Source organism: Allobosea sp. UC22_33 (genome assembly GCF_042700715.1).
Taxonomy (GTDB): domain Bacteria; phylum Pseudomonadota; class Alphaproteobacteria; order Rhizobiales; family Beijerinckiaceae; genus Allobosea.
The window spans coordinates 63,060-86,625 of record NZ_CP170556.1 but is presented as its reverse complement, the minus strand read 5'-3'; the positions used below and the strand labels follow the sequence as shown (position 1 = coordinate 86,625).

22 protein-coding genes are annotated in these 23,566 nt (G+C 67.0%); 8 read left to right on the top strand and 14 right to left on the bottom strand.

Annotated features, from left to right (window positions below):
• The first annotated feature begins 1 nt into the window (after nt 1).
• The 7 genes from ACFJGT_RS00405 to ACFJGT_RS00375 all read left to right on the top strand — a co-directional run bounded on the left by ACFJGT_RS00405 (nt 2) and on the right by ACFJGT_RS00375 (nt 7,344).
• A complete protein-coding gene (locus ACFJGT_RS00405) occupies nt 2-1,282 on the top strand; it encodes an acyl-CoA thioester hydrolase/BAAT C-terminal domain-containing protein (RefSeq protein ID WP_377844696.1) in 1,281 nt (426 codons plus the stop codon).
• A 255-nt stretch (nt 1,283-1,537) separates the two neighbouring features.
• Nucleotides 1,538-2,575 carry an ABC transporter ATP-binding protein gene (locus ACFJGT_RS00400; protein WP_377844694.1) on the top strand — a complete coding sequence of 346 codons (1,038 nt, stop codon included), beginning with the start codon at nt 1,538-1,540 and terminating at the stop codon, nt 2,573-2,575.
• Between the two features lie 53 nt (nt 2,576-2,628).
• Nucleotides 2,629-3,921, top strand: a complete 1,293-nt coding sequence (locus tag ACFJGT_RS00395; RefSeq protein WP_377844691.1) for an ABC transporter substrate-binding protein — start codon at nt 2,629-2,631, stop codon at nt 3,919-3,921.
• A gap of 10 nt (nt 3,922-3,931) precedes the next feature.
• Nucleotides 3,932-4,810: a carbohydrate ABC transporter permease gene (locus tag ACFJGT_RS00390; RefSeq protein ID WP_377844689.1), complete on the top strand. Its 879-nt coding sequence runs from the start codon at nt 3,932-3,934 to the stop codon at nt 4,808-4,810.
• Nucleotides 4,807-5,670 (top strand): carbohydrate ABC transporter permease, encoded by an 864-nt coding sequence (locus ACFJGT_RS00385; protein WP_377844687.1) that lies wholly within the window; start codon nt 4,807-4,809, stop codon nt 5,668-5,670. The genes ACFJGT_RS00390 and ACFJGT_RS00385 overlap by 4 nt, the downstream gene beginning before the upstream one ends.
• Before the next feature lie 10 nt (nt 5,671-5,680).
• A complete protein-coding gene (locus ACFJGT_RS00380; RefSeq protein WP_377844685.1) occupies nt 5,681-6,523 on the top strand; it encodes an endonuclease/exonuclease/phosphatase family protein in 843 nt (280 codons plus the stop codon).
• A complete protein-coding gene (locus tag ACFJGT_RS00375) occupies nt 6,520-7,344 on the top strand; it encodes an inositol monophosphatase family protein (RefSeq protein ID WP_377844683.1) in 825 nt (274 codons plus the stop codon). Before ACFJGT_RS00380 ends, ACFJGT_RS00375 begins: the two co-directional genes overlap by 4 nt.
• 212 nt (nt 7,345-7,556) lie before the next feature.
• Here ACFJGT_RS00375 and ACFJGT_RS00370 read toward each other — a convergent pair whose 3' ends face one another.
• The 10 genes from ACFJGT_RS00370 to ACFJGT_RS00325 form a co-directional block, all read right to left on the bottom strand.
• Nucleotides 7,557-10,133 carry a DNA translocase FtsK gene (locus ACFJGT_RS00370; RefSeq protein ID WP_377844682.1) on the bottom strand — a complete coding sequence of 859 codons (2,577 nt, stop codon included), beginning with the start codon at nt 10,131-10,133 and terminating at the stop codon, nt 7,557-7,559.
• A gap of 181 nt (nt 10,134-10,314) precedes the next feature.
• Complete coding sequence (gene ccoS, locus ACFJGT_RS00365; RefSeq protein ID WP_377844680.1) at nt 10,315-10,488, bottom strand: cbb3-type cytochrome oxidase assembly protein CcoS; 174 nt, start codon at nt 10,486-10,488, stop codon at nt 10,315-10,317.
• Complete coding sequence (locus ACFJGT_RS00360; RefSeq protein ID WP_377844677.1) at nt 10,485-12,683, bottom strand: heavy metal translocating P-type ATPase; 2,199 nt, start codon at nt 12,681-12,683, stop codon at nt 10,485-10,487. Before ACFJGT_RS00360 ends, ccoS begins: the two co-directional genes overlap by 4 nt.
• Nucleotide 12,684: 1 nt before the next feature.
• The gene (locus ACFJGT_RS00355) at nt 12,685-13,206 is read right to left on the bottom strand and encodes a FixH family protein (protein ID WP_377844675.1); all 522 of its coding nucleotides are present in this window, start codon (nt 13,204-13,206) and stop codon (nt 12,685-12,687) included.
• A 20-nt stretch (nt 13,207-13,226) separates the two neighbouring features.
• A complete protein-coding gene (gene ccoG / locus ACFJGT_RS00350; protein WP_377844673.1) occupies nt 13,227-14,681 on the bottom strand; it encodes a cytochrome c oxidase accessory protein CcoG in 1,455 nt (484 codons plus the stop codon).
• A 1-nt stretch (nt 14,682) separates the two neighbouring features.
• Nucleotides 14,683-15,570: a cytochrome-c oxidase, cbb3-type subunit III gene (ccoP, locus tag ACFJGT_RS00345; RefSeq protein ID WP_377844669.1), complete on the bottom strand. Its 888-nt coding sequence runs from the start codon at nt 15,568-15,570 to the stop codon at nt 14,683-14,685.
• Between the two features lie 2 nt (nt 15,571-15,572).
• Nucleotides 15,573-15,728: a cbb3-type cytochrome c oxidase subunit 3 gene (locus tag ACFJGT_RS00340; RefSeq protein WP_377844667.1), complete on the bottom strand. Its 156-nt coding sequence runs from the start codon at nt 15,726-15,728 to the stop codon at nt 15,573-15,575.
• Nucleotides 15,729-15,739: 11 nt separating this feature from the next.
• Nucleotides 15,740-16,504 (bottom strand): cytochrome-c oxidase, cbb3-type subunit II, encoded by a 765-nt coding sequence (ccoO, locus tag ACFJGT_RS00335; RefSeq protein WP_377844665.1) that lies wholly within the window; start codon nt 16,502-16,504, stop codon nt 15,740-15,742.
• A gap of 13 nt (nt 16,505-16,517) precedes the next feature.
• The gene (gene ccoN, locus ACFJGT_RS00330) at nt 16,518-18,131 is read right to left on the bottom strand and encodes a cytochrome-c oxidase, cbb3-type subunit I (protein ID WP_377848886.1); all 1,614 of its coding nucleotides are present in this window, start codon (nt 18,129-18,131) and stop codon (nt 16,518-16,520) included.
• A 182-nt stretch (nt 18,132-18,313) separates the two neighbouring features.
• Nucleotides 18,314-18,970, bottom strand: a complete 657-nt coding sequence (locus ACFJGT_RS00325) for a helix-turn-helix domain-containing protein (RefSeq protein ID WP_377844662.1) — start codon at nt 18,968-18,970, stop codon at nt 18,314-18,316.
• A gap of 216 nt (nt 18,971-19,186) precedes the next feature.
• On the opposite strand from ACFJGT_RS00325, the gene ACFJGT_RS00320 reads away from it, so the two are divergent.
• A complete protein-coding gene (locus ACFJGT_RS00320) occupies nt 19,187-19,660 on the top strand; it encodes a hypothetical protein (RefSeq protein WP_377844660.1) in 474 nt (157 codons plus the stop codon).
• 28 nt (nt 19,661-19,688) lie between these two features.
• On the opposite strand, the gene ACFJGT_RS00315 is transcribed toward ACFJGT_RS00320, so the two are convergent.
• From ACFJGT_RS00315 to ACFJGT_RS00300, 4 genes are all read right to left on the bottom strand, one after another.
• A complete protein-coding gene (locus ACFJGT_RS00315) occupies nt 19,689-20,408 on the bottom strand; it encodes a ribonuclease activity regulator RraA (RefSeq protein WP_377844658.1) in 720 nt (239 codons plus the stop codon).
• 133 nt (nt 20,409-20,541) lie between these two features.
• Nucleotides 20,542-21,459 (bottom strand): dihydrodipicolinate synthase family protein, encoded by a 918-nt coding sequence (locus ACFJGT_RS00310; RefSeq protein WP_377844656.1) that lies wholly within the window; start codon nt 21,457-21,459, stop codon nt 20,542-20,544.
• Between the two features lie 35 nt (nt 21,460-21,494).
• Nucleotides 21,495-23,006, bottom strand: a complete 1,512-nt coding sequence (locus ACFJGT_RS00305; RefSeq protein ID WP_377844654.1) for a tripartite tricarboxylate transporter permease — start codon at nt 23,004-23,006, stop codon at nt 21,495-21,497.
• A gap of 18 nt (nt 23,007-23,024) precedes the next feature.
• Nucleotides 23,025-23,513: a tripartite tricarboxylate transporter TctB family protein gene (locus ACFJGT_RS00300; protein WP_377844652.1), complete on the bottom strand. Its 489-nt coding sequence runs from the start codon at nt 23,511-23,513 to the stop codon at nt 23,025-23,027.
• Between the last annotated feature and the right edge of the window lie 53 nt (nt 23,514-23,566).

Sequence of the window (23,566 nt, the reverse complement as noted above, 5' to 3'; positions counted from 1 at the left end):
CATGCCCGCTGCCTTCACGATCAGTCCCGCCATCGACCTGATCGACGTGCCCCGCCGGATCGCGCTTTCCGGGCTGCCGGCGGGCGCGGAGGTGACCATCGCCGCGGAGACCCCGCGCGACGGTCATGTCTGGCGGGCTGAGGCGGTGTTCGCGGCCGGGGCCGATGGCAGTATCGACCTCGACCGCGACGCGCCGGTGCGGGGCGACTATGCGGGCGTCGCAGGAATGGGGCTGGTCTGCGCACAGACCGGCCAGGGCGAGCTGTTTCCGGCCGATCTGTCCCATCCGCTCGAAACCACGCTCACCGCCGTAATCGGCGGTGAGCCGATTGCCGCCGCACGCTTCAGCCAGACCCTGATGGCGGACGGCGTGACGCGGCACCCTCTTGCCGAGGGTGGGCTCGTCGGGACGCTGTTCCTGCCGGCCGACGCTGGCCCGCATCCGGCGATCATGATCCTCAACGGCTCGGGCGGCGGCATCAACGAGCCGCGCGCCGCGCTCTGGGCCTCGCGCGGGGTCGCCGCGCTGGCGCTCGGCTATTTCGGCGCGCCCGGCCTGCCGAAATACATCTCGAACACGCCGCTCGAATATTTCGCGCGGGGACTCGACTGGCTGCGCGGCCACGTGCGGCCGAAGAACGATTTCGTCGCCGTCGCCGGGCAATCGCGCGGCGGCGAGCTCGCGCTGCTGCTCGGCGCCACCTTCCCCGATAAGGTCTCGGCGGTGCTGGGCTATGTGCCGAGCGCCTTCGTCCATGGCGGGCAGGCCGCCGCCGACCCGGCCTTTGGCCGCGACGGCCCCGGCTGGACGTTTGAAGGCAAGCCGCTCGTCCATCAATGGCAGGACAACGCCACGGCGAGCTGGAAGTCCTATGACGAGGCGACCGACACCCGCCGCAATGCCGACGCGATGCGCACCGCCCTCGGCGACCCCGTCGCCATGGCCCGCGCCCGCATCCCGGTCGAGCGCATCGCCGGGCCGGTGCTCCTGCTCTCCGGTGGAGACGATGGCGCCTGGCCTTCCGATCTCTATTCGCTGATCGTGCAGTCGAGCCTGCGCGCGGCCGGGCATCCGCACGAGGTCACATGGAAGAACTGGCCGGCCGCCGGCCATTCCATCCTGTTTCCCCATACGCCTGCGACCCGCATCGCCCATCGCCATCCGGTCAGCGGCATCGCCACGACCATGGGCGGCACGCCCGCCGCCAATGCCGAGGCCAATGCCGGCGCCTGGGACGCCGCTCTCGCCTTCGTCCGGCGCCATGGCGGGCGGACAGGCTGAGTTCCTCGGACCCACGCCGTCATCCCGGGCTTGCCCCGGGACCCATCGAAGGGCACCGGAACTCTGTGATGGATCCGGATCGGCGCTGCTATCGCGGCTTGTCCGGGATGACGGCGCGGTTTCCCCGCAATTTGGCGACCGATCGGCGGCCTCTTGTGCGCAAAAGAATTTTCCCATCATGGTCTCGCTGACTTCACGCCGGTGACACGCTATTGCTGTGCCGGCTCACCATGACCTCGGCTCACCGGATCGCGAATGGTTTCTGTAGCGCTGAAGACGGTTTCGAAGACCTGGGGCGGCACGGCTGCCGTCGATGCCATCAGCTTCACCGTCGAAGGCGGCAATCTCGTCGCGCTGCTCGGCCCCTCCGGCTGCGGCAAGTCGACGACGCTGCGGCTGATCGCCGGGCTGGAGGACACCAGCAGCGGCACGATCGCGATCGGCGGGCGCGACGTCACCCATGCCTCGCCCTCGCAGCGCGGCATCGCCATGGTCTTCCAGAACTATGCCCTGTTCCCGCATCTGAGCGTCGCCGAGAACATCCTGTTCGGGCTCAAGGTGCGCAAGGTCGGGCGTGCCGAGCGCGATGAGCGCCTCGCCCGCGCCGCCTCGATCCTAGGCTTGTCTGCCCTGCTCGAACGCAAGCCCTCGCAGCTCTCGGGCGGCCAGCAGCAACGCGTCGCGCTCGGCCGGGCCATCGTCGCCGAGGCGCCGATCTGCCTGATGGACGAGCCGCTCTCCAATCTCGACGCCCAGCTGCGCGTCGAGATGCGCCGCGAGATCCGCGAATTGCAGCAGCGGCTCGGCATGACCATGGTCTATGTCACGCATGATCAGGTCGAGGCCATGACCATGGCCGACCAGGTCGTGCTGATGCGCAACGGCCGGATCGAGCAGGATGCCCCGCCGGACGTGCTCTACGAGAACCCGGCGACGATCTTCGCCGCCCGCTTTGTCGGCACGCCGCCGATGAACGTGCTGCCGCTGGCGACCGTGCAGGCGCGCGGGGGAGCGATCACCGCTCCGTCCGACCTCGATCCCGCCAGCCTTGCGGTCGGCATCCGCCCGGAGATGGTCGAGATCACCGGCAGCGGCGTCGCCGCCGATGTCGTCGCGGTCGAGTATCTCGGCTCCGACACGCTGCTGGAAACCCGCATCGACGGCCATTCCTTCATCGTCAAACGGCCCGGCAAGGTGCGAGCCACAGCCGGCGAAACGATCTACATCACGTTGTCACAATCGGCGCTGCACTGGTTCGACCAGGCGTCGGAACGGAAGGTGGTTCGCAACTGAACCGGCCGGAGCGTCGGACGTGCGGACCATCCCAGCAAGGGAGAGAGGACATCATGGACAGGCGTGAATTTCTTGGCGGCACAGCCGCCCTCGCGGGCGCGACCGCCCTGCCCGGCATCGCCCGGGCGCAGAGCACCGCCGAGCTTTCGTTCTTCTATCCGGTCGCCGTCGGCGGGCCGATCACCAAGCTGATCGACGCCTACGCCGCCGGCTTCGAAAAGGACAACCCGTCGGTCAAGCTGAAGCCGATCTATGCCGGCACCTATCAGGAGACCATCGTCAAGGCGCTGACCGCGCATAAGAGCGGCACGCCGCCGGTGCTTTCGGTGCTGCTCTCGACCGACATGTTCACGCTGATCGACGAAGAGGCGATAGTGCCCTTCGACGACTTCATCAAGACCGATGAGGACAAGAAGTGGCTCGCCAGCTTCTTCCCTGGCTTCATGGAGAACAGCCAGACCGGCGGCAAAACCTGGGGCATCCCGTTCCAGCGCTCCACCGTGGTGCTCTACTGGAACAAGGAGCTGTTCAAGGAAGCGGGCCTCGACCCCGAGAAGCCGCCGAAGACCTGGGCCGAGCAGCTCGAATTCGCGCAGAAGCTGACCAAGCGCGACGCCGCCGGCAATGTCACGCAATGGGGCATCCAGATCCCCTCCTCCGGCTTCCCCTACTGGCTGTTCCAGGGCCTCTCGACGCAGGCCGGCGCGATCCTCGCCAATCCGGCGGGCGACAAGACCGATTATGCCAATCCGGGCGTGGTCGAGGCGCTGCAGTACTGGGTCGACCTCGCGCAGAAGCACAAGGTCCATCCGCCCGGCATCGTCGAATGGGGCACGACGCCGCGCGACTTCTTCGAGAAGAAGGTCGCGATGATGTGGACCACCACCGGCAACCTGACCAATGTCCGTGCCAACGCCAAATTCCCCTTCGGCGTCGCGGTGCTGCCGGCCGGCAAGAAGCCGGGCAGCCCGACCGGCGGCGGCAATTTCTATCTCTCGAAGAAGGCGACCAAGGCCGAGCAGGAAGCCGCCTTCAAGTTCGTACGCTGGATCACCACGCCCGAGCGCGCCGCGCAGTGGAGTGCCGAGACCGGCTATGTCGCGGTGACGCCGGCTTCCTACGAGACCGAGGCGATGAAGAAATACGTCGCCGACTTCCCGCAGGCGCTGGTCGCGCGCGACCAGCTGCCGAGCGCGGTCGCCGAGCTCTCGACCCATGAGAACCAGCGCGTCACCAAGGCGCTGAACGACGGGTTGCAGGCGGCGCTGACCGGCACCAAGACGCCGCAGAAAGCGATGGAGGACGCGCAGGCCGAGGCCGAACGCATCCTCAAGGCCTATCGCTGACCTCGCCCAGATGACGAACCGCGCGACCGCGACGATCCATGGCTGGCTGCTCCTGCTGCCGGCCATGGCTTGCCTGGCCCTGTTCACGCACTGGCCCGCGGTCGCGAGCTTCATCGAAAGCTTCCATTCGACCCCGAAGGCGCGCCGCCCGGCGCGCTTCATCGGGCTCGAGAACTACCAGCAGATGCTCGCCGACCCGATCTTCTGGAAGGCGATGAGCAACAACCTCTGGTTCGCGCTCGGCACGATCCCGACCTCGATCGCGCTGGCTTTGCTGATGGCTGTCTGGGTCAATGACAAGATTGCGGGCCGCACGCTCGTGCGCATGGCCTTCTTCACGCCGACGATCCTGCCGATGATCGCGGTCGCCAATATCTGGCTGTTCTTCTACACGCCGCAATACGGGCTACTGGAGCAGTTCACCGGCCTGTTCGGGGCGCGTTCGACCAACTGGCTGGGCTCGCAGGACACCGCGCTCTACGCCATCACCGTCGTCGCGATCTGGAAGGAAGCCGGCTTCTTCATGATCTTCTATCTCGCGGCTTTGCAGGCGATCCCGCCCAGCCTGGGCGAAGCCGCGGCAATCGAGGGCGCCTCGCGCTGGACCTTCTTCCGGCGCATCCAGTTCCCGCTCCTGATGCCGACGACGCTGTTCGTGCTGATCAATGCCGTGATCAACGCCTTCCGCATGGTCGACCATGTTTTCGTGATGACGCGCGGCGGACCGGACAACGCGACGACGCTGCTGCTGTTCTACATCTACCAGGTCGGCTTCGGCTTCTGGGACACGGCCTATGCGGCGACGCTGACCTGCGTGCTCCTGGCGCTACTCGCGCTCGTCGCCTTCGTCCAGTACGGCTGGCTCGAACGCAGGACGCATTATCAATGAGCGCTGCGACGCAACCCGCCCCGGCCGCGACGCGCAGCGACCCTTACGCGCCCAAGGGCCTCGCGCTCACGCTGGAATCGACCGGGGCGATCCTGCTCGCGCTCATCTGGGTGCTGCCGCTGGCCTATGCCGTCTGGGCGGCGTTCCATCCGGCCGAATACACCACGCGCTTCGTGCTGACCGCGCCCTTGACGCTCGACAATTTCACCCGCGCCTGGGCGGCCGCGCCCTTCGCCCGCTATTTCCTCAACACCTTCATCCTGGTCACCCTGATCCTCGCCTTCCAGATCGTGCTGGGGACGCTCGCGGCCTATGCCTTGGCGCGGCAGGATTTCTGGGGCCGCGACGTCGCCTTCGTGCTGATCCTGGCGCAGCTCATGATCATGCCGGACGCGCTGATCGTCGAGAACTACCGTACGCTCGCCAAGCTCAACCTGATCGACACGATCCCGGCGATCGCCCTGCCCTATATCGCCTCGGCCTTCGGCATCTTCCTGCTGCGGCAGACCTTCAAGACCGTACCGAAGGAACTCGACGACGCCGCCCGCGTCGAGGGCGCGAGCCCGCTACAGGTGCTGATGAAGGTCTATGTGCCGCTCGCGAAGCCAACCTATGTCGCCTATGGCCTCGTCTCGGTGAGCTATCACTGGAACAACTTCCTCTGGCCGCTCCTCGTCACGAATTCGGTCGAGTCGCGCCCGCTAACGGTGGGCTTGCAGGTCTTCTCCTCCGCCGACCAGGGCATCGACTGGGCGGTGATCTGCGCGGCGACCTTGATGACCTCGGCGCCGCTGCTCGTCGGCTTCCTGCTGTTCCAGCGCCAGTTCGTGCAGAGCTTCATGCGCGCCGGCATCAAGTAACGGCGTGCCGATGAAGCTGATCACCTGGAACATCCAGTGGGCCCGCGGCGTCGACGACAAGGTCGATCCGCGTCGCATCATCGACCACGCCCGGCAGATGGCGGATTTCGACCTGCTCTGCCTGCAGGAGGTCGCGGCGAACTTCCCCGATCTCGACGGCAATGACCGCACAGACCAGTTCGCGTTGTTCAACGAATTGCTGCCGGGCTTCACAGCGATCGAAGCAATCGGCATCGACATCCCGGATGGCTCCGGCGGCCGCAAGCGCTTCGGCAATCTCATCCTGTCGCGGCTGCCGGTGGCGCAGGCGCTGCGCCATGTCCTGCCCTGGGAGGCGGCGGCAACGCGCAACATGCCGCGCGTGCTCGCCGAGGCCGTGGTCGAGACGCCCTTCGGGCCGATCCGGGTGATGACGACCCATCTTGAATATTCCTCCCCCGTCCTGCGCGCCGCGCAGGTCGAGGGCATCCGGCAGATCCACCGCATGGCCGCCGCGCGGCAGGCGACGCCGCGCGCTCCCGGCCCGCACACCTATATGCCGACGCCGAACACGGCGAGCGCGATCCTCACCGGCGATTTCAACATGCGTCCGGACGATACCGGAATGGCGCTACTGCTCGCGCCGTTCGCCGGTGAGGCGCCACCGCTGGTCGATCTCTGGCCGGTATTGAAGGGCAAAGAGGCGCATCCGCCCTCCGCCTTCATCTGTGACCAGACCTATGGCCCGCCGGGCTGCCTCGACTATGTGCTGGCGACGTCGGACCTCGCCGAGCAGGCGCGCTCGATCACCTACGACATCGAAACGCGCGCCTCGGACCACCAGCCGATCCTGGTCGAGTTCGATCTCGGATGATCTTCACCCGGCAGGATCACGAGCGGCTCGACGCCATCCTGCGCGAGGCCGCCCGCCGCGAGGTGATGCCGCGTTTCCGCCGGTTGGCGGCTGGCGATATCCGGGCCAAGCAGAACCCGGTCGATGTCGTCACGGAGGCAGACGAGGCGGCCGAACGCTTTATCTGCGACGAGCTGGCCAAGGCTTTTCCGGGCGCCGTGCTGATCGGCGAGGAGGCCGTGGCGCAAGACCCGTCCCTGCTCTCGAAGCTGGAGCAAGCCGAACTCGCCTTCGTCATCGACCCGATCGACGGCACGCTGAACTATGCCAGCGACCTCTCGCTTTTTGCGGTGATGGCGGCGGTCATCGTCAAAGGCGAGATCGCCGCAGCCGTGATCCATGATCCGACGGCCGATGACAGCGCCATGGCGCTGCGCGGCGAAGGCGCCTGGATGGCCTCGGCTGACGGCACGAGCCGTGATTTGCGCGTCGCGCCGGCCGTCGCGCCGCGGCAGATGAACGGCATGGCGAGCTGGCAGTATTTTCCAGAGCCGTTGCGCAGCACGCTTCCCGGCCGCTTCCCGGCCTTCCTCGAAGTCGGCTCGCTGCGCTGCTGCGGGCAGGAATACCGGCTGGCGGCGGCAGGACGCCTGCAATTCCTGCTCTATGGCGTGCTCAACCCCTGGGACCATGCGCCGGGCGTGTTGCTCTACAGCGAAGCCGGCGGCCATGCGCGCCTGCTCGATGGCCGGCCCTATTCGCCGACCGAGCGCCCGGCCGGGCTGCTCTGCGCGCCCGACGAGGCGAGCTGGCAGGAGATCAGGTCGATCCTGCTGGATTGAGCGGGATCGGTCTTCGGCGGAATCTCCGGCGTCATTCCGGGGCTTCGCGAAGCGAAGAGCCCGGAACCCAGAACCGATGATGGTTCCGGAAAGGCGCGGTCGGACTACCACCCTGATTTGTGAGGGCATCGGTTCTGGGTTCCCGGCTCAGGCCTGCGGCCTGCCCCGGAATGACGGATTGGTTCGCTCGCGAGATGAAGCCCCGGCCCAGCTCAGTCCTCGTCGTCGCGCTGGCGCGGACCTTCCCCGAGGATCTCGCGCTTCCCGGCGTGGTTTGCGGGTCCGACGATGCCCTCGTTCTCCATGCGCTCCATGATGGAGGCGGCTCGGTTGTAGCCGATCTGGAGGCGGCGCTGGATATAGGAGGTCGAGGCCTTCTTGTCCCTCAGCACGACAGCGACCGCCTGCTCGTAAGGGTCGTCCGAGTCGGCCGAGCCCATGGCGCTCTTGTCGAAGACGGCGCCGTCCTCGTCCTCGCCCGCTTCCTCCTCCTCGGAGGTGACGGCGTCGAGATATTGCGGCCGGCCTTGGGTCTTGAGATGGGCGACGACCTTCTCGACCTCGTTGTCCGAGACGAAGGGGCCGTGGACGCGGGTGATGCGCCCGCCGCCGGCCATGTAGAGCATGTCGCCCTGGCCCAGAAGCTGCTCGGCGCCCATCTCGCCCAGGATCGTGCGCGAGTCGATCTTCGAGGTCACCTGGAAGGAGATGCGGGTCGGGAAGTTCGCCTTGATCGTGCCGGTGATGACGTCGACCGAGGGGCGCTGTGTGGCGAGCACGACATGGATGCCGGCGGCGCGCGCCATCTGGGCCAAGCGCTGGATCGTGCCCTCGATCTCCTTGCCGGCGACCATCATCAGGTCGGCCATCTCGTCGACGATGACGACGATATAGGGCAGAGGCTCGAGGTCCATGACCTCCTCCTCGTAGATCGCCTCGCCGCTGTGCTTGTCGAAGCCGGTCTGGACCGTGCGGGTGATGACCTCGCCGGCCGCCTTGGCCTCGCCGACCCTGGCGTTGAAGCCGTCGATGTTGCGCACCGAAAGCTTCGACATCTTCTTGTAGCGCTCCTCCATCTCGCGCACCGCCCATTTGAGGGCGACGACCGCCTTCTTGGGATCGGTGACGACCGGGGTGAGCAGATGCGGGATGCCGTCATAGACGGAGAGTTCGAGCATCTTGGGATCGACCATGATCAGGCGGCACTCCTCCGGCTTCAGCCGGTAGAGGATCGACAGGATCATGGTGTTGATCGCCACCGACTTGCCCGAGCCGGTGGTGCCCGCGACGAGCAGATGCGGCATGCGGGCGAGATCGGCGATGACCGGCTCGCCGCCGATGGTCTTGCCGAGGCAGAGCGCGAGCTTGTGCTTGGTCGATTCAAAATCCTGGCTCGCCAAAAGCTCGCGCAGGAAGACGGTCTCGCGGCGAGCGTTGGGCAACTCGATGCCGATCGCGTTCTTACCCTGCACCACCGCCACGCGCGCCGACACAGCGCTCATCGAACGCGCGATGTCGTCGGCAAGGGAGATGACGCGGGAGCTCTTGATGCCGGGGGCAGGCTCCAGCTCGTACAAGGTGACCACCGGACCGGGGCAGGCCTGGACGATCTCGCCGCGTATGTTGAAATCCTCCAGCACGCCTTCGAGCAGGCCGGCATTCTGCTGGAGCATCTCGACCGGCATGGTCTCGGCCTGCTCCTGCGGCGGCTCGGCCAAAAACTCGATCGGCGGGAGCTGGAAGCCGGCATCCTGCACGACGGGCAGTTCGACGAGGCGGAGCTTGGCCCGGAACGGGGTGACCTTCGCCGATTCGACCGCCACGGGCTGGGGGCGAGCAGGTTCAGGCTGAGCGGGCTCGGGCTGGACCTGCTTGGGTTGAGCCGGCTTGGCCTCGACCGCAGGCCGCGTGCTGCGCGCCAGCGGCACGCCGGGTTTCGCCGCGACCGGGGGCTCGACCGGAATCGGAAGCTCATCCTCGACCACGGGCGCCTGCGCGACCGGCATCGACCAGGACGGCGTCGCGATCTGGAAGCTGACCTGATAGCTCTGCCCCCAGCCGAAGCCGGACCAGGAGGGCGCGACGACCGGAGCCGCAAGCGCGATCGGTGCAGCTTCGCGCATCGCGACCGGCGGCTCTTCAAAAGCGACGGCCGGAGCATAGGCCATCGCATCCGCGATCATCGACGGCGCGGCGGGATCGAACGCAAAATCGGCGTCGTCGCGCTCGGCCTCGGGCACGCATTCCCAGAAGGCGTGATCCGAGATGAAATCGAGCGGCGTCGCGACGTCCTGTTCCGGGTAGGTGCCGGCGGTTGCGGGAGCTTCGAAACCCGTCTCGACGACCTGCATCTCATCGACAAAGGCGTTCTCGTCCGCGTCGAAGGTCAGCTCGACATCGACCGCTTCGTCCATTGCGGGTTCGGGCACCGGCTCGGAGCCGGGCGCGCCCCAGACCTGCCGGATCAGGTGATCCGGCGTGCGCCAGAAGCGGACGCGGCTCTCGCCCGGTGTGGGCGCGTTCGGGGACAGGCTGATGTCGAAACGCTGCCCGAGGATGGGCGAAGCGGAGAGCTCCCGCTCGGCCTGCGCCAGCTTGCGCTGGGCGTCGCCCGAACGCGACGGGCGGACATAGGTCGGCCAGGAGCTGGGCGACGCCCCCCCGTGCCGAATCGACTCTGCCACAGGGGTTTCCGGCGCTGCGGATGGCGCGCCCTCCTGTGGCTGAACGAAGCGATGATCCTCGGGAACGACGGCGTTCGCGCGGCGGTGACGATCCAGTTTTTGCATGGGCTTAGGCGAACACTACGCTTCGTTAACCTGAGACCCAGTGCTAGCCCGGCAGGGTTAAGAGACCGTTCCAGGCGACGCTTTTTGAGTGTCCGAAGGCGGCGCGAATCCGCGGCCGGCCTGTTGGGAAACGTGCAGAGCGCGGCCAGCCCCGGCGCCGCACGCAAGCGCCCTGCGACAATCAGCCCGCCTCATTCTCCGGCGTGCGATTTGCCGCGTCATCGTCCTGGAGCACGCGCCAGGCGGCGCCTTCGAGATCGGCGAATTGGCCTGATCGCATGCACCAGAAGAAAGCGCCCAAGCCCAGCAACCCGAGCCCCAGCGCGAGCGGGAACAGGATCACGATGATGTTCATGCCCCGGCCTCCGACGGCGTCTTGCGGCCACGCGCGCGCAAAGCATTGAGGGTCACGACCAGTGACGAGCCCGACATCGCGACGGCTGCGACCAGCGGCGTCGCGAGCCCGGCGATGGCGATCGGCACCGCGACCGCATTGTAGAGCACCGCGAACCACAGGTTCTGCAGCATCAGCCCGCGTGCCTTCCTGGAGATGCCGAGCGCGGCTGCGACCGGCGCGAGGCTGTCGCCGAGGAAGACGATATCGGCCGCCGCCTGCGCGAGATGGGTGGCGCTGACCGGCGAGCACGAGACATGCGCACCCGCGAGCGCCGGAGCGTCGTTGAGCCCGTCGCCGACCATCAGCACCTTGCGGCCATTGGCCGCCATGCTGTCGAGCAGGTTCAGCTTATCGGCCGGCAGCAATCCGGCCTGGACATGCGCGATACCGAGTTCGGCCGCAATCGGCGCGACGGCTTCCGGCCGGTCGCCGGAGAGGATCGCGATCTCCAGCCCCGCCGCGCGCAGGGCGTCGATCGTGGCGCGCGCATCCGGTCGCAGGCTCTGCCCAAGCGCCAGAACGGTGCGGTAGGCGCCGTACCGATAGGCGATCAGCGAAGCGTCCGGATGTTGCGCCTTGACCGAGGCGGCTTCCGCTTCGGTCCCGCAGAAGGTGAGACTGCCGAGGCGCTGCTCGTCGTCGCCTTCGCCAGCCGACAGGCCGTGCCCGCGCTCCTCGCGGACATCCGTCCGGGGAGAGGTGGCGCCGAGCGCCCTTGCCAGAGCCTGCGCCAGCGGGTGGGTGCTGGCTGCGGCGAGTGCACCGATCTCCGCTCGGCGCTCGGCCTGCAGCGCTTCCGGATTGAGAATCTCGGGCTCTGGCAAGGTCAGCGTGCCCGTCTTGTCGAAGACGGCGATATCGGCTTCGGCGAGACGCTCCAGCGCATCGCCTTCCTTGAGCATGATCTTGCGCCTGAACAGGGCGGATACCGCGACGACCTGCACCGCGGGAATCGCAAGGCCGAGCGCGCAGGGGCAGGTGATGATCAGAACGGTGACCGCGATCATCAAGGCTTCGGGCCAGGGCAGTCCCCAGGTGAGCCAGCCGAGGAAGGTCGCCGCCGACAGGGTGTGAACCACCGGCGCGTAGAGCCGCGCCGCCCGGTCCGAGAGGCGGACATAACGCGAGCGGCTGCCGACGGCCTCGCTCATCAGCCGGTCGATCTCGTCGAGCAGCGTGCCTTGGCCGGCGGCTTCGACGCGGATGGTCAGGGCGCCCGTGAGGTTGAGCGTGCCGGCATGAACGCGCTCGCCTTGGCGGATCGCGGCCGGCGCCGTCTCGCCCGTGACAAGGCTCTGGTCGAGCTCGGAACGGCCGGTCTCTACGATGCCGTCGACCGAGACGCGCTCGCCCGGGCGGACGAGGACGCGGTCACCGGGTGCGATCGCGGCGATCGGCGTGATCGTCCAGCTGCCATCGTCGGCAAGCCTCGCTGCGGTCTCGGCCTTGAGGGCGGCGAGGTTGCCGGCGAGGTCGCGGGTGCGGCGGCGCATGAGCTGGTCGAGATAGCGCCCGATCAGCAGGAAGAAGAGCAGCATCACCACGCCGTCGAAATAGGCGTGGCGGCCATGGGTCCAGGTTTCGGCGACCGACATGACCAGCGCGAGCACGATGCCGATGGTGACCGGCACGTCCATGTTGACGGCGCCGGCCTTGAGGGCACGCAGCGCGCTCTCGAAGAAGGGGCGGCCGGCACAGGCCGCCGTCGGCAGGGCGATCAGCGCCGAGAGCCAGTGGAAGAAGTCGCGCGTTGTCGGGTCGATATCGCCGCTATTGCCGGACCAGACCGCGACCGAGAGCAGCATGATGTTCATCGAGGCGAAGCCAGCGACGCCGAGCCGGCGCATCAGGCTGCGCTCCTCGATGGCGGCGCTATCCTCCTGACGTTCGGCCACGAAGGGATAGGCCTTGAAGCCGAGCGCGCCGAGCTTGTCGACGACCGCCTCCGGCCGCATCAGCGCCTCGCGCCATTCGACCGAGACGCGCTTCAGCGCGAGATTGACGCGGGCGCCGAGGATGGCGGGCTCGCGGCCGAGCCCGCTCTCGATCGCCTGCATGCAGCCGGCGCAGCGGATGCCGTCGACCGCCAGTTCCATGCTGGCGATGCCGTCGTCGCGATGGCGCACGAAGACTGAGAGGTCCTGCGCCGCCATGTCATTTCTCCGGCAGGATGATGCGGCTGCGCGAGACGAAGACGACCTCCTCGCCACGCCGCGCCTGCAGTTCGAGAATCCAGGAACCGGCCTCGACGCGATCAAGATCGGCCTCGTAGCGGCCGGGTTGGCGCTCGTTCAGCGTGACGGCGTGGTCGCGAGCCGAGGTCGCCGGGTGCCGCAAGCGCGCCGTCGCGGCGAAGCCGGTAAGCGGCTGGCCGGCACGATCCGCCAGCGTCACGCCAAGCGAGGCGCCCTCACCTCGCCGCACGAGCGTGGCCACCGCCTTCCAGCCGCGCGCGTCGCGCTCATGCTGGCGGGCGATCTCCTCGTTGAAATGCTGGCTGGTCTCATAGGCGCTCTTGGTCTCGACGCCCGGCATGGTGCGCAGCGCGACCGTCAGGATCGTTGCATTGACAGAGACGATGACGCCGAAGAACAGCACCAGCATCGCCGCGACCATCCCTCCGGTCAGTTGGAAGGGCCGTCGCGGACGCGGGGCGGCAGGGGTGTCGCAGGACATCAGGAAAACTCCGCAGCAGCTCATGGTTTGGCTCCGGGCGCCATGAAATGGTCGGCCGCGCGCACGGTCTCCCCGGCGAAGAGATCGGAGGCGGTGATGGTGATGGCCTGCGACGCTTCCAGCGGCACGCCGGCCGGCACGGTGACGAGCACGCGCACCTCGCGCGAGGAATCCGGGTCGACGGTCACGACCGGCCTGACATCGGCGGTAGACGTCACGCCAACCGCTTCGATGCGGATGCCCGGCAAGCCGTCGACGGTCAGGGCAAAGGGGCGGGTTTCCGGGCGCTTGTTGAGCAGGCGGACCGCATAGGCATTGCGGATCGAACCGTCGCTTAGCCTCACGAACAGCGGCGCACGCTCGTGCAGCACCGAGATATCGGCGGTGCGGCGCGTCGCGAGCTGCCAGAGCATGGCGCCGCCGACGACCACGATCAGCGCCGCATAGATCGCGGTGCGCGCCCGGAACGGGCGATAGATCGCCTTGAGACCGGCCATCCGTCGCTTGACGTTGGTCTCGGTGTCATAGGCGATCAATCGCTTGGGGCGCTCGACCTTGGCCATGACGGTGTCGCAGGCATCGATGCAGAGCCCGCACTGGATGCAGTCGAGCTGGGCGCCGTCGCGGATGTCGATGCCCACGGGACAGACCGCGACGCATTGATGGCAGTCGATGCAGTCGCCGGCCGGCGCGCCTTGCGCCTTCAGCTTCAGGCCCTGCTTGACCGAGACGCGCGGCTCGCCGCGGTCGTAGCGATAGGTGACGTTGAGCGCCTCGTCGTCGGTCAGCGCCGCCTGGATGCGCGGCCAGGGGCACATGAACTTGCAGACCTGCTCGCGCATGATCCCGGCGAGCGCATAGGTCGTGAAGGTCAGGATCGCGATCCAGACATAGGCCGAGAGCGGCGCGGTGAAGGTCGCGAGTTCCCGCACCAGTGTCGGCGCGTCCGCGAAATAGAGCACCCATGCCCCACCGGTCCACCAGGCGATGACGAGCCAGACCGCGTGCTTGGCCACCTTGCGCCAGAGCTTGCCGAAGCTCCACGGCGCTGCGTCGAGGCGCATGCGCTCGCGCCGGTCGCCCTCGAAGAAGCGTTCGACGACGAGGAAGAGATCGGTCCAGACCGTCTGGGGGCAGAGATAGCCGCACCAGACGCGGCCGGCGAGCGCGTTCATCAGGAACAGCGCAAAGGCTGCCAGGATCAGCAGGCCGGTGAAGTAATAGACCTCCTGCGGCCAGATCTCGATGAAGAAGAAGTAGAAGCGGCCATTGGCGATATCGGCCAGCACAGCCTGGCTTGGCAGGTGCGGGCCGCGGTCCCAGCGCAGGAACGGCAGCAGGTAGTAGATGCCGAGGCACAGGAAGAGGATGAGCCACTTCGCGCGCCGGAACGGGCCGGACACGCTCTGCGGATAAACCTTCGCCGACGCCGCGAAGAGCGGCAGGTCGTCGGGATCGGCCCCGGCCGTGCTCACGCTACTGCCCTCCCCCCAGCGAGTGGACGTAGACGGTCAGCGCCTTGATCGTCGTCGCATCGAGGCGCCCGCCCCAGGCCGGCATCACGCCATTGCGGCTGTTGGCGATGGTCTCGGTCAGCGAGGCCATGTCCATGCCGTAGAGGCTGATCGCGTCGGTGAGATTGGGCGCACCCATCTCCGGATTGCCCTTGCCCGCCTCGCCATGGCAGGCGGCGCAATTGTCGGCGAAGAGCTTGCGACCGAGTGCGAGATTGGCCTTGGGCTCGGTCGAAAGGCCGGCAAGCTCGCGGACATGATTGGCGACGGCGTTGATCTCGTCGCGCTTCAGCATGCCGTCGCGGCCGAAGGCCGGCATCTGGCTGACCCGCGTCTCGTCATTGCCCGCAGCGCGGATGCCGTGGAGGATGGTATGCTGGATCGCCTCCAGCGAGCCGCCCCAGAGCCAGTCGTCGTCGTTGAGGTTCGGATAGCCCTTGGCACCGGCGCCACCGACGCCATGGCAGGCGGCACAATTGTCGCCGAAAGCGGCCTTGCCCTGCGCCATCGCGATCTGGAACAGGGTCGGGTCGGCCTTGATCTGCGCCGGCGTCGCCTCCGCCATCCCGGCAGCCTGGACCGCGCGCTGCGCCTTGAGCTGCGCCATATCCGCGCTGATATCGGCCCGGCTGGCATAGCCGATCACGCCCTTGGTGGTGTCGGTCAGGAGCGGCCAGGCGGGGTAGACGACCCAGTAGCCGACGGACCAGACGATGGTGGCGTAGAAGATACCGAGCCACCAGCGCGGCAGCGGCGTGTTGAGCTCGCGGATGCCGTCCCATTCATGGCCGGTCGTGGCGATGCCGGTGTGAGGGTCGATATGCGGGGCGTCGTGGTTCTTCTGGTCCATGATCAGTCCTCGCGCAGCGGATTGAGCGCGGCTTGCTCGAAGCGGGCGCGGTTCTTCGGCCAGAAGGCGTAGACACAGACGCCGAGGAAGACGGCGACGAAGTAGAGAAGGCCGGCGGACTGGGCAAAGCCGGCGAGCCAGTGATAGGTCGTTTGCATGGCAGCCTCGCTCAGCGGATGTTGGCCTTGTCGTCGTAGAGCTTGAAGTCGACGAGCGTGCCGAGCGCCTGGAGATAGGCGATCAGGGCGTCGGCCTCGGTGATGCGCTGCGGGTCGCCGTCGAAATCGCGCGACTGCGCCTTGGGGTAGCGCTTCTCCAGATCGGACTGGCCGGGATGGTCCGGCGTCGCCTGCGCCTTCAGGTCGCTCTGCGCCTGGGCGACCATCGCGTCGGTGTAGGGCACGCCTCCGGCTCGGTTGGCGCGCAGTTCATCCGCGATGTCGCTGTATTTCAGCTCGGTCTTCGCCAGGAAGGGATAGCCCGGCATGATCGATTGCGGCACGACGGCGCGCGGCTCGGCCAGATGCGCCCGCTGCCACTCGTCGGAATACTTGCCGCCGACGCGGGCAAGGTCCGGCCCGGTGCGCTTCGAACCCCACTGGAAGGGCTTGTCGTACAGGCTCTCGGCCGCCAGCGAGTAATGCCCGTAGCGCTCGACCTCGTCGCGCAGCGGCCGGATCATCTGGCTGTGGCAGTTGTAGCAGCCCTCGCGGACATAGATGCCGCGGCCGGCCAGCTCGAGCGGGGTGTAGGGCCGCATGCCCTGCACGGTCTCGATCGTGTTCTTCAGGTAGAACAGGGGCGCGATCTCGACGAGGCCGCCGATCGAGATCACCAGCAGCGTGCCGATGACCAGGACGATCGAGTTGGTCTCGAAGATCTTGTGCTTGGCCCAGAGCGACTTGCGCGCGGGCTTGTGTTCGATGCTCGTCATTGCCCAGAACTCCTCAGACGGCCATGGCCAGCGGCGCCGGCGCCTCGTCGACGCGCGGCATCTCGGCCGCGCTCTCGGAGCGCACGGTCATCCAGAGGTTGAAGGCCATGATCAGCGCGCCGATCAGGAACAGGGCGCCGCCCAAGGCGCGGATCACATAGAAGGGATGCATCGCCGCGACGGTCTCGATGAAGGAATATTCGAGGAAGCCGAGCGAGGTGTAGGCACGCCACATCAGGCCCTGGAGGATGCCGGAGACCCACATCGCGCAGATGTAGAAGACGATGCCGAGCGTCGAGATCCAGAAATGCCAGCTCACCAGCTTGAGCGAGTAGAGCCCCTTGCGGTTCCAGAGCCAGGGCACGAGGCAGTAGATCGCGCCGAAGGAGATATAGGCGACCCAGCCGAGCGCGCCGGCATGGACATGGCCGATGGTCCAGTCGGTGTAATGCGACAGGCCGTTGACCGCCTTGATCGACATCAGCGGCCCCTCGAAGGTGGCCATGCCGTAGAAGGCGAGCGAGACCACCATCATCCGCAGCACCGGATCGGTGCGCAGCCTGTCCCAGGCGCCGGACAACGTCATGATGCCGTTGATCATGCCGCCCCAGGAGGGCATCCACAGCATGATCGAGAAGGTCATGCCCAGCGTCTGCGCCCAGTCGGGCAACGCGGTGTAGTGGAGATGGTGGGGGCCGGCCCAGATATAGATGAAGATCAGCGCCCAGAAATGGATGATCGAGAGCCGGTAGCTGTAGATCGGCCGGTCCGCACGCTTGGGCACGAAGTAGTACATGATCGCGAGGAAGCCGGCGGTGAGGAAGAAGCCGACCGCGTTATGGCCGTACCACCACTGGAACATCGCATCCTGCACGCCCGACCAGAGGCCATAGGAGCGCGGCGACAGGAGCGAGACCGGCACGGCGACGTTGTTGCCGATATGCAGGACCGCGATGGTCAGGTTGAAGCCGAGATAGAACCAGTTCGCCACATAGATATGTGGCTCCCGGCGCTTCATCACCGTGCCGAGGAAGACCAAGAGGTAGACCACCCAGACGATGGTCAGCCAGAGATCGGCGTACCATTCAGGCTCGGCATATTCCTTGGCCTGGGTGATGCCGAGCAGATAGCCGGTGCCGGCGATGACGATGAAGAAATTGTAGCCGAGCACGACGAACCAGGGCGACAGGATGCCGGCGAGGCGCGCGCGGCAGGTGCGCTGCACGACGTAGAAGGACGTGCCGATCAGCACGTTGCCGCCGAAGGCGAAGATCACGGCCGAGGTGTGCAGCGGCCGCAAACGGCCGAAATTGGTCCAGGGCAGATCGAAGTTGAGATCCGGGAAGGCGAGCTGCAGCGCGATGATGAGCCCGACCGCGAAACCGGCGATGCCCCAGACCATGGCGGCCACGGTCGCGAACTTGACCGGCTCCATATTGTAGTTGGGCTTGCCGTCGATCTCCTGCGGCTCGACCGCAACGCTGCCGTCGAAGCAGCGATTGGCGATCAGGACGATGGCGGTGACGGAGGCCATGACGCCGAGCATGGCGTGGAAGGCGTAGCCGGAGTTCTCGGTGAGCGCGGCGATGATGATCAGGGGCAGCACGCAGGCCGCCGCGATCAGCATCCCCAACAATTCGCCGACAGTCGCCTGCCTGACAGGGCTTGCCGTTGCCGTCACCTTCTGACCCCGCTTCGTCGCCGGCGCATGAGCGCGCCAATCGCGGAAGGCTTATCGGGCGGGGGCCGGAGGGGCGTTGATTCAGGTCAATAGCGGCGCCGTGCAGGGTGCGGCGCGGCCGCGCAGGCTCAGGCCGCGACGGCGCTCATACGCTCGGGGTTCATCACGCGCACGCCGCCGGGGACGATCAGGATCGTCTTGTCCTTGGCGAGGCGGGTGAAGGTGCGGCTCACCGTCTCGATGGTCAGGCCGAGGAAATCGGCGATGTCCTGCCGCGTCATCGGCAGGGGCACCGTGACCGAAGGCTTGCCGAGCCTGGCCCAGCGCTGCTGCATGCCGAGCAGGAAGCAGATCAGCTTCTCCTCGGCGGTGCGGCGGCCGAGCAGCATCATCTGCTCATGGGCAAGCGTCAGCTCATGCGTCGCGAACTCGTGCAGGCGCTTCAGCAGATGCGGCTTGGCGTCGACCAGCGCGGTATAGGCGCCGCGGGAGAAGGCGCAGGCCGCGACCTCGCCGATCGCATCGGCCGAGAAGCCGTAGGCGTCGCGCATGGCAAGGCCGAGAAAATCGCCAGGCAAAGCGAAGCCGACGACCTGACGGCGACCATCGGAGAGAAGCTTGTAGAGGCGCACGACGCCGGCCGTGACGTTGTAGACCGAATGCGCCTCGCGCCCTTGCGTGAACAGCGTCTCGCCCGAGGCGAAATGCGTGGGATGCGCCAGCGATTCCAGCAGCGACAGCTCGTCGTCGGAGAGCGACGCGCAGACGCTGACCAGACGCACCATGCAGCTGCGGCAATTGCCTTCGCCACGGTGCGCAGCGCTACAGGCCGAAGGATGACAGTTCACGATCGCATCTTCCCACTTATCGGAAAGACCATAACCGAGGCGGGCAAGGTCACAAAGCACGCTCACGACCGCAGCCGGCGAAATTGATCCAGATCAATGCGACGACAGGCCCCGCGCAATCACCGTGCGGTCCTGAATTCGGGAGAGGTCACGGTGACGGGCGATGATATCTTCGAGGTCGCGCGCATCGCGCCGGCCGGCGCCGACACGGTCTTCGGCCTCGTCGCGATGCTGCATCCGGAGGTGACGCCGGAGGGCTGGGCCGAGTTCGTGCGCGACCATTCGCAGGACGGCGCCAGGCCGCGCGGCGTCTTCGCGCTGCGCGACGCGCGGGCCATGCCGCATGCGGTCTTCACCTTCCGCGTCGCGCAGACGATCGCTGGCGGCGCTGCGCTTGAGATATCGGAGCTCGCGATGCTCCGGCTGCCGGGCACACATCTGGTCAACGCGTTGCTGCGCTTCGCCAACCAGCTCGCGGTCGAGCTCGACCTGCCCCGGATCGCGATCTCGCTGGAGCGCTCGGCCGCCTGGCCGCAGGACCATGACGCGCTCCAGCGCTCCGGCTTCGAGGTCGACCGGATGATGGTTCTGGGCCGGGCGCAACTGGCGCCGCCAGCCCCCAATTGACCTGCCTCAAACCAAGAGGCAGTCCCACTCAGCGGCCGTTGGCCTTCCGCCACGCCGCGAAATCGACCTTGCTCTGCTCTTCCGTCGGCGGGTAGAGGCCGAGGATCGAGCGGCCCTTCAGGACCTCCTCGGTGACGAAATCCTCGAAGGCGGTCATCTCGACGGCCTCAGTCGCGACCTCGTCGGCGAGATGGGCGGGGATGACGATGACGCCCTCGGCATCGCCGACCACGACATCGCCCGGGAAGACCGCGACATCGCCGCAGCCGATCGGCACGTTGATGTCGATCGCCTGATGCAGGGTCAGGTTGGTCGGGGAGGACGGGCGGTTGTGATAGCTCGGGAACGGCAGCCCCGCGATCTCGTAGGAATCGCGGAAGCCGCCATCGGTGACGACGCCGGCGACGCCACGCTTCATCAGGCGCGAGACGAGGATGCCGCCGGCCGAGGCCGCACGCGGGTCCTTGCGGCTGTCGATCACCATCACGGCACCGGGCGGGCAATCCTCGACCGCCTTGCGCTGCGGATGGGCGCGATCCTGGAAGACGGAGAGCGGGTTCAGGTCCTCGCGCGCCGGGATATAGCGGAGCGTGAAGGCCTCGCCGACCATGGTGCCGGCGCCGGGATTGAGCGGGCGGACATCCTGGATGAACTGGTTGCGCAGGCCCCGCTTGAACAGCGCGGTGCAGAGCGTGGCGACGGAGACCGTGCGCAGCTTCTCGCGGGTTTCCGGCTTGAGACTGGGCATGCGTTCACCTTCCGACGTCCGTGGCTCCCCGCCGGGCGGCAGGCAAGGGAGAGGTTCCCGCGATCCGCCCCGCTTTGTAAAGGCGGAACGGGACGTGAAAAACGCAACCCGCCCCTGCCCGTTGGGATGTCGCTTACTTGCCCCAGCGCAGCGCCAGCGGATCGAGCTCGCGCGCCAGCTCGATCAGGCCCTCGCGGGTCTTCGGATGCAGAGGGGTCAGCGGGTGGCGCACGGCCTCCGATTTGATCACGCCGCCCTCCTTCATCACCGCCTTGGCCGAGCGCAGGCCGCATTGGCGGTTCTCGTAATTGATGATCGGCAGGACGCGGGCATAGAGCGCCGCCGCCTGCTTGCGATCACCCGCAGCGTGGGCCGCGAGGATCGGCTTGATCAGGTCGGGGATCATCGCCGAGGTCATCGTGCCGGTCGCACCGGCATCGAGATCGGCCATCAGCGTGATCGCCTCCTCGCCGTCGAAGGGGCCGACCACGGCGTCGCCGCCGGCCTCGATCAGCGCGCGCAGCTTGTTCGCGGTGCCGGGCACCTCGATCTTGAAATAGCGGACAAGCGGGACCTCCTTCGCCAGCCGGATCATGAAGGGCACGGTCATGGTCACGCCCGAGAGCGGCGCGTCCTGCAGGATGATCGGAATGCCGCAGGCATCGGCCACCGCCTTGAAATGCTCGATCATGCCCTGCTCGTCGGCCTTGAGCAGCGCGCCGTGATAGGGCGGCATCATCATCAGCATCTTGGCGCCGGCATCGGCCGCGGCCTTGGCGCGCTGGGCGGCGATGCGGGTCGCGAAATGCGAGGTGGTGACGATCACCGGCACGCGACCAGCGACCTGCTCCAGCGAGAGCCGCATGACCTGCTCGCGCTCCTCGTCGGTCAGCAGGAACTGCTCCGAGAAATTCGCGAGGATGCAGATGCCGTCGACACCCTGGTCGACCATCAGGTCCATGACGCGCTTGTTGCCCTCGATATCGAGGTCGCCATTCTCATGGAAGATGGTCGGCGCGATCGGCAGGATGCCCTTGTAGGGTTCGGTCATGGCGTCATCTCGTCGGGGGCGGACATAGGCGGGATTCAGACAGTGCTTGTGGCCTTGGTGCCGCGCAAGCGGCGGGCGAGCGAGCCGATGACCGGCATGACCAGCAGCGCGAGGCCGATCGCCATCAGCGTCGAGACCAGCGGGTTCGACCAGAAGATCGAAAGCGAGCCCTGGCTGAAGATCATCGACTGGCGGAAGGCATCTTCGGCCTTGTCGCCGATGACCATGGCGAGCACCAGCGGCGCAATGGGATAGTCGAGCTTCTTGAAGAGATAGCCGACGAGGCCGAAAACCAGCGCGAGCCAGATATCGAATTCCTTGCTGGCGGCGGTGAAGGCGCCGATGAAGCAGATCACCACGATGATCGGCCCGATGATCGAGAAGGGAATGCGCAGGATCGAGGCGAAGAGCGGCACCGTCGCCAGCACGACCACGACCGCGACGACATTGCCGAGATACATCGAGGCGATCAGGCCCCAGACGAAATCCGGCCGGTCGGTGAAGAGCGTCGGGCCGGGATTGAGGCCCCAGATCATCAGGCCGCCCATCATCACGGCAGCCGTCGCCGAGCCGGGAATGCCGAGGGCCAGCATCGGCAGCATAGCGGCGGAGCCGGCGGCATGGTCCGCCGTCTCGGGCGCGATCACGCCCTCGGGCTCGCCCTTGCCGAACTTGGCGGGATTGCGCGAGGAGCGCTTGGCCATGGCATAGCTCATGAAGGAGGCGGCCGTCGGCCCGCCCGGGGTGATGCCCATCCAGATGCCGATCAGCGACGAGCGCAGCAGGGCGAGCCAGTAGCGTGGCAGCTTCACCGCCGTGCGCAGCACGTCACCGATACGCACCTTGGCGGCAACGCCCTCGAATTTCAGCCCCTCCTCCATGGTCAGCAGCAATTCGCCGATGCCGAACAGGCCGATCACCGCGATCAGGAAGCTGACGCCCGCCAAGAGCACGTCGAATTCGAAGGTGAGGCGGACATTGCCGGAGACCGAGTCCATGCCGATCGTCGCCAAGGCGAAGCCGATCGCCATCGACACGACGGTCTTGAAGGGCGAGGCGCCGCCGAGCCCGATGAAGCTCGCGAAGGTCATGAAATAGACGGCGAAATATTCGGGCGAAGAGAAGCGCAAAGCGAATTTCGCGACCCAGCCGGAGAGCAGCGTGATCAGGATGACGCCGGCGAGCGCGCCGAAGCCGGCCGATAGAAAGGCGAAGGAGAGCGCCTCGGTCGCCTTGCCCTGCTTGGCCATGGGGTGGCCGTCGAAGGTCGTCGCGACCGATGAGGGCTCGCCGGGAATGTTGAACAGGATCGAGGTGGTCGAGCCGCCGAAGAGCGCGCCCCAGTAGAGCGAAGTCAGCAGGATGATCGCCGAGACCGGGTCCATCGAGAAGGTCAGCGGCAGCAGCAGCGAGACGCCGTTGGGCGCACCGAGCCCCGGCAGCACGCCGACGAGCACGCCGAGCAGCACGCCCGCCATCATCAGCAGGAGATGATGCGTGGTGAGCGCGACCGAGAAGCCGTGCATCAGGTTGGCGATGTTGTCCATGCTGATATCCCCGCCGTCTCAGAGGCCGATGAGCGGCTCGATCGGGCCCTTGAGCAGGCCGATCTGGAAGAATTTCTCGAGCGCGAAATAGAAGAAGGCGGCCGTCACGAGAGCCGTGACGAGGCTGGGCAGCCAGCCATAGCCGCCCTGGAAGCGCATGGCGAAGACGAGGTAGAGGATGGTCGCGACATACATGCCGAGCGTCACACTCAGCACGACGAAGGCGACGAGCGGCAGCAGGAAGGACAGCACGCGCTTGCCGCGCTCGGCGTCGAGGAAGGCCTCCGCGAGCGCAGCCTTGCCGGCCACGCGCTGACTGATCGTCATCGCCAACGTGCCGAGGCTCGCCAGCGCGATCAGTGCCCCCGCATAAAAGGGAAAGGCGCCGGGCTGCGGGCCGGACGTATCCCAGCCGATGCCGAATTCGAGCGAGCCCTTCACGATGACGAGCCCGAAGACGAGCGTCAGGATCGCGGTCCCGATCTCTGCCCAGAAGCGGGTGATCATGCGGTGGGTTCCTCCTTGCGGGAGCGGCGGGAAGGCACGGCTCTAAGGAGAGG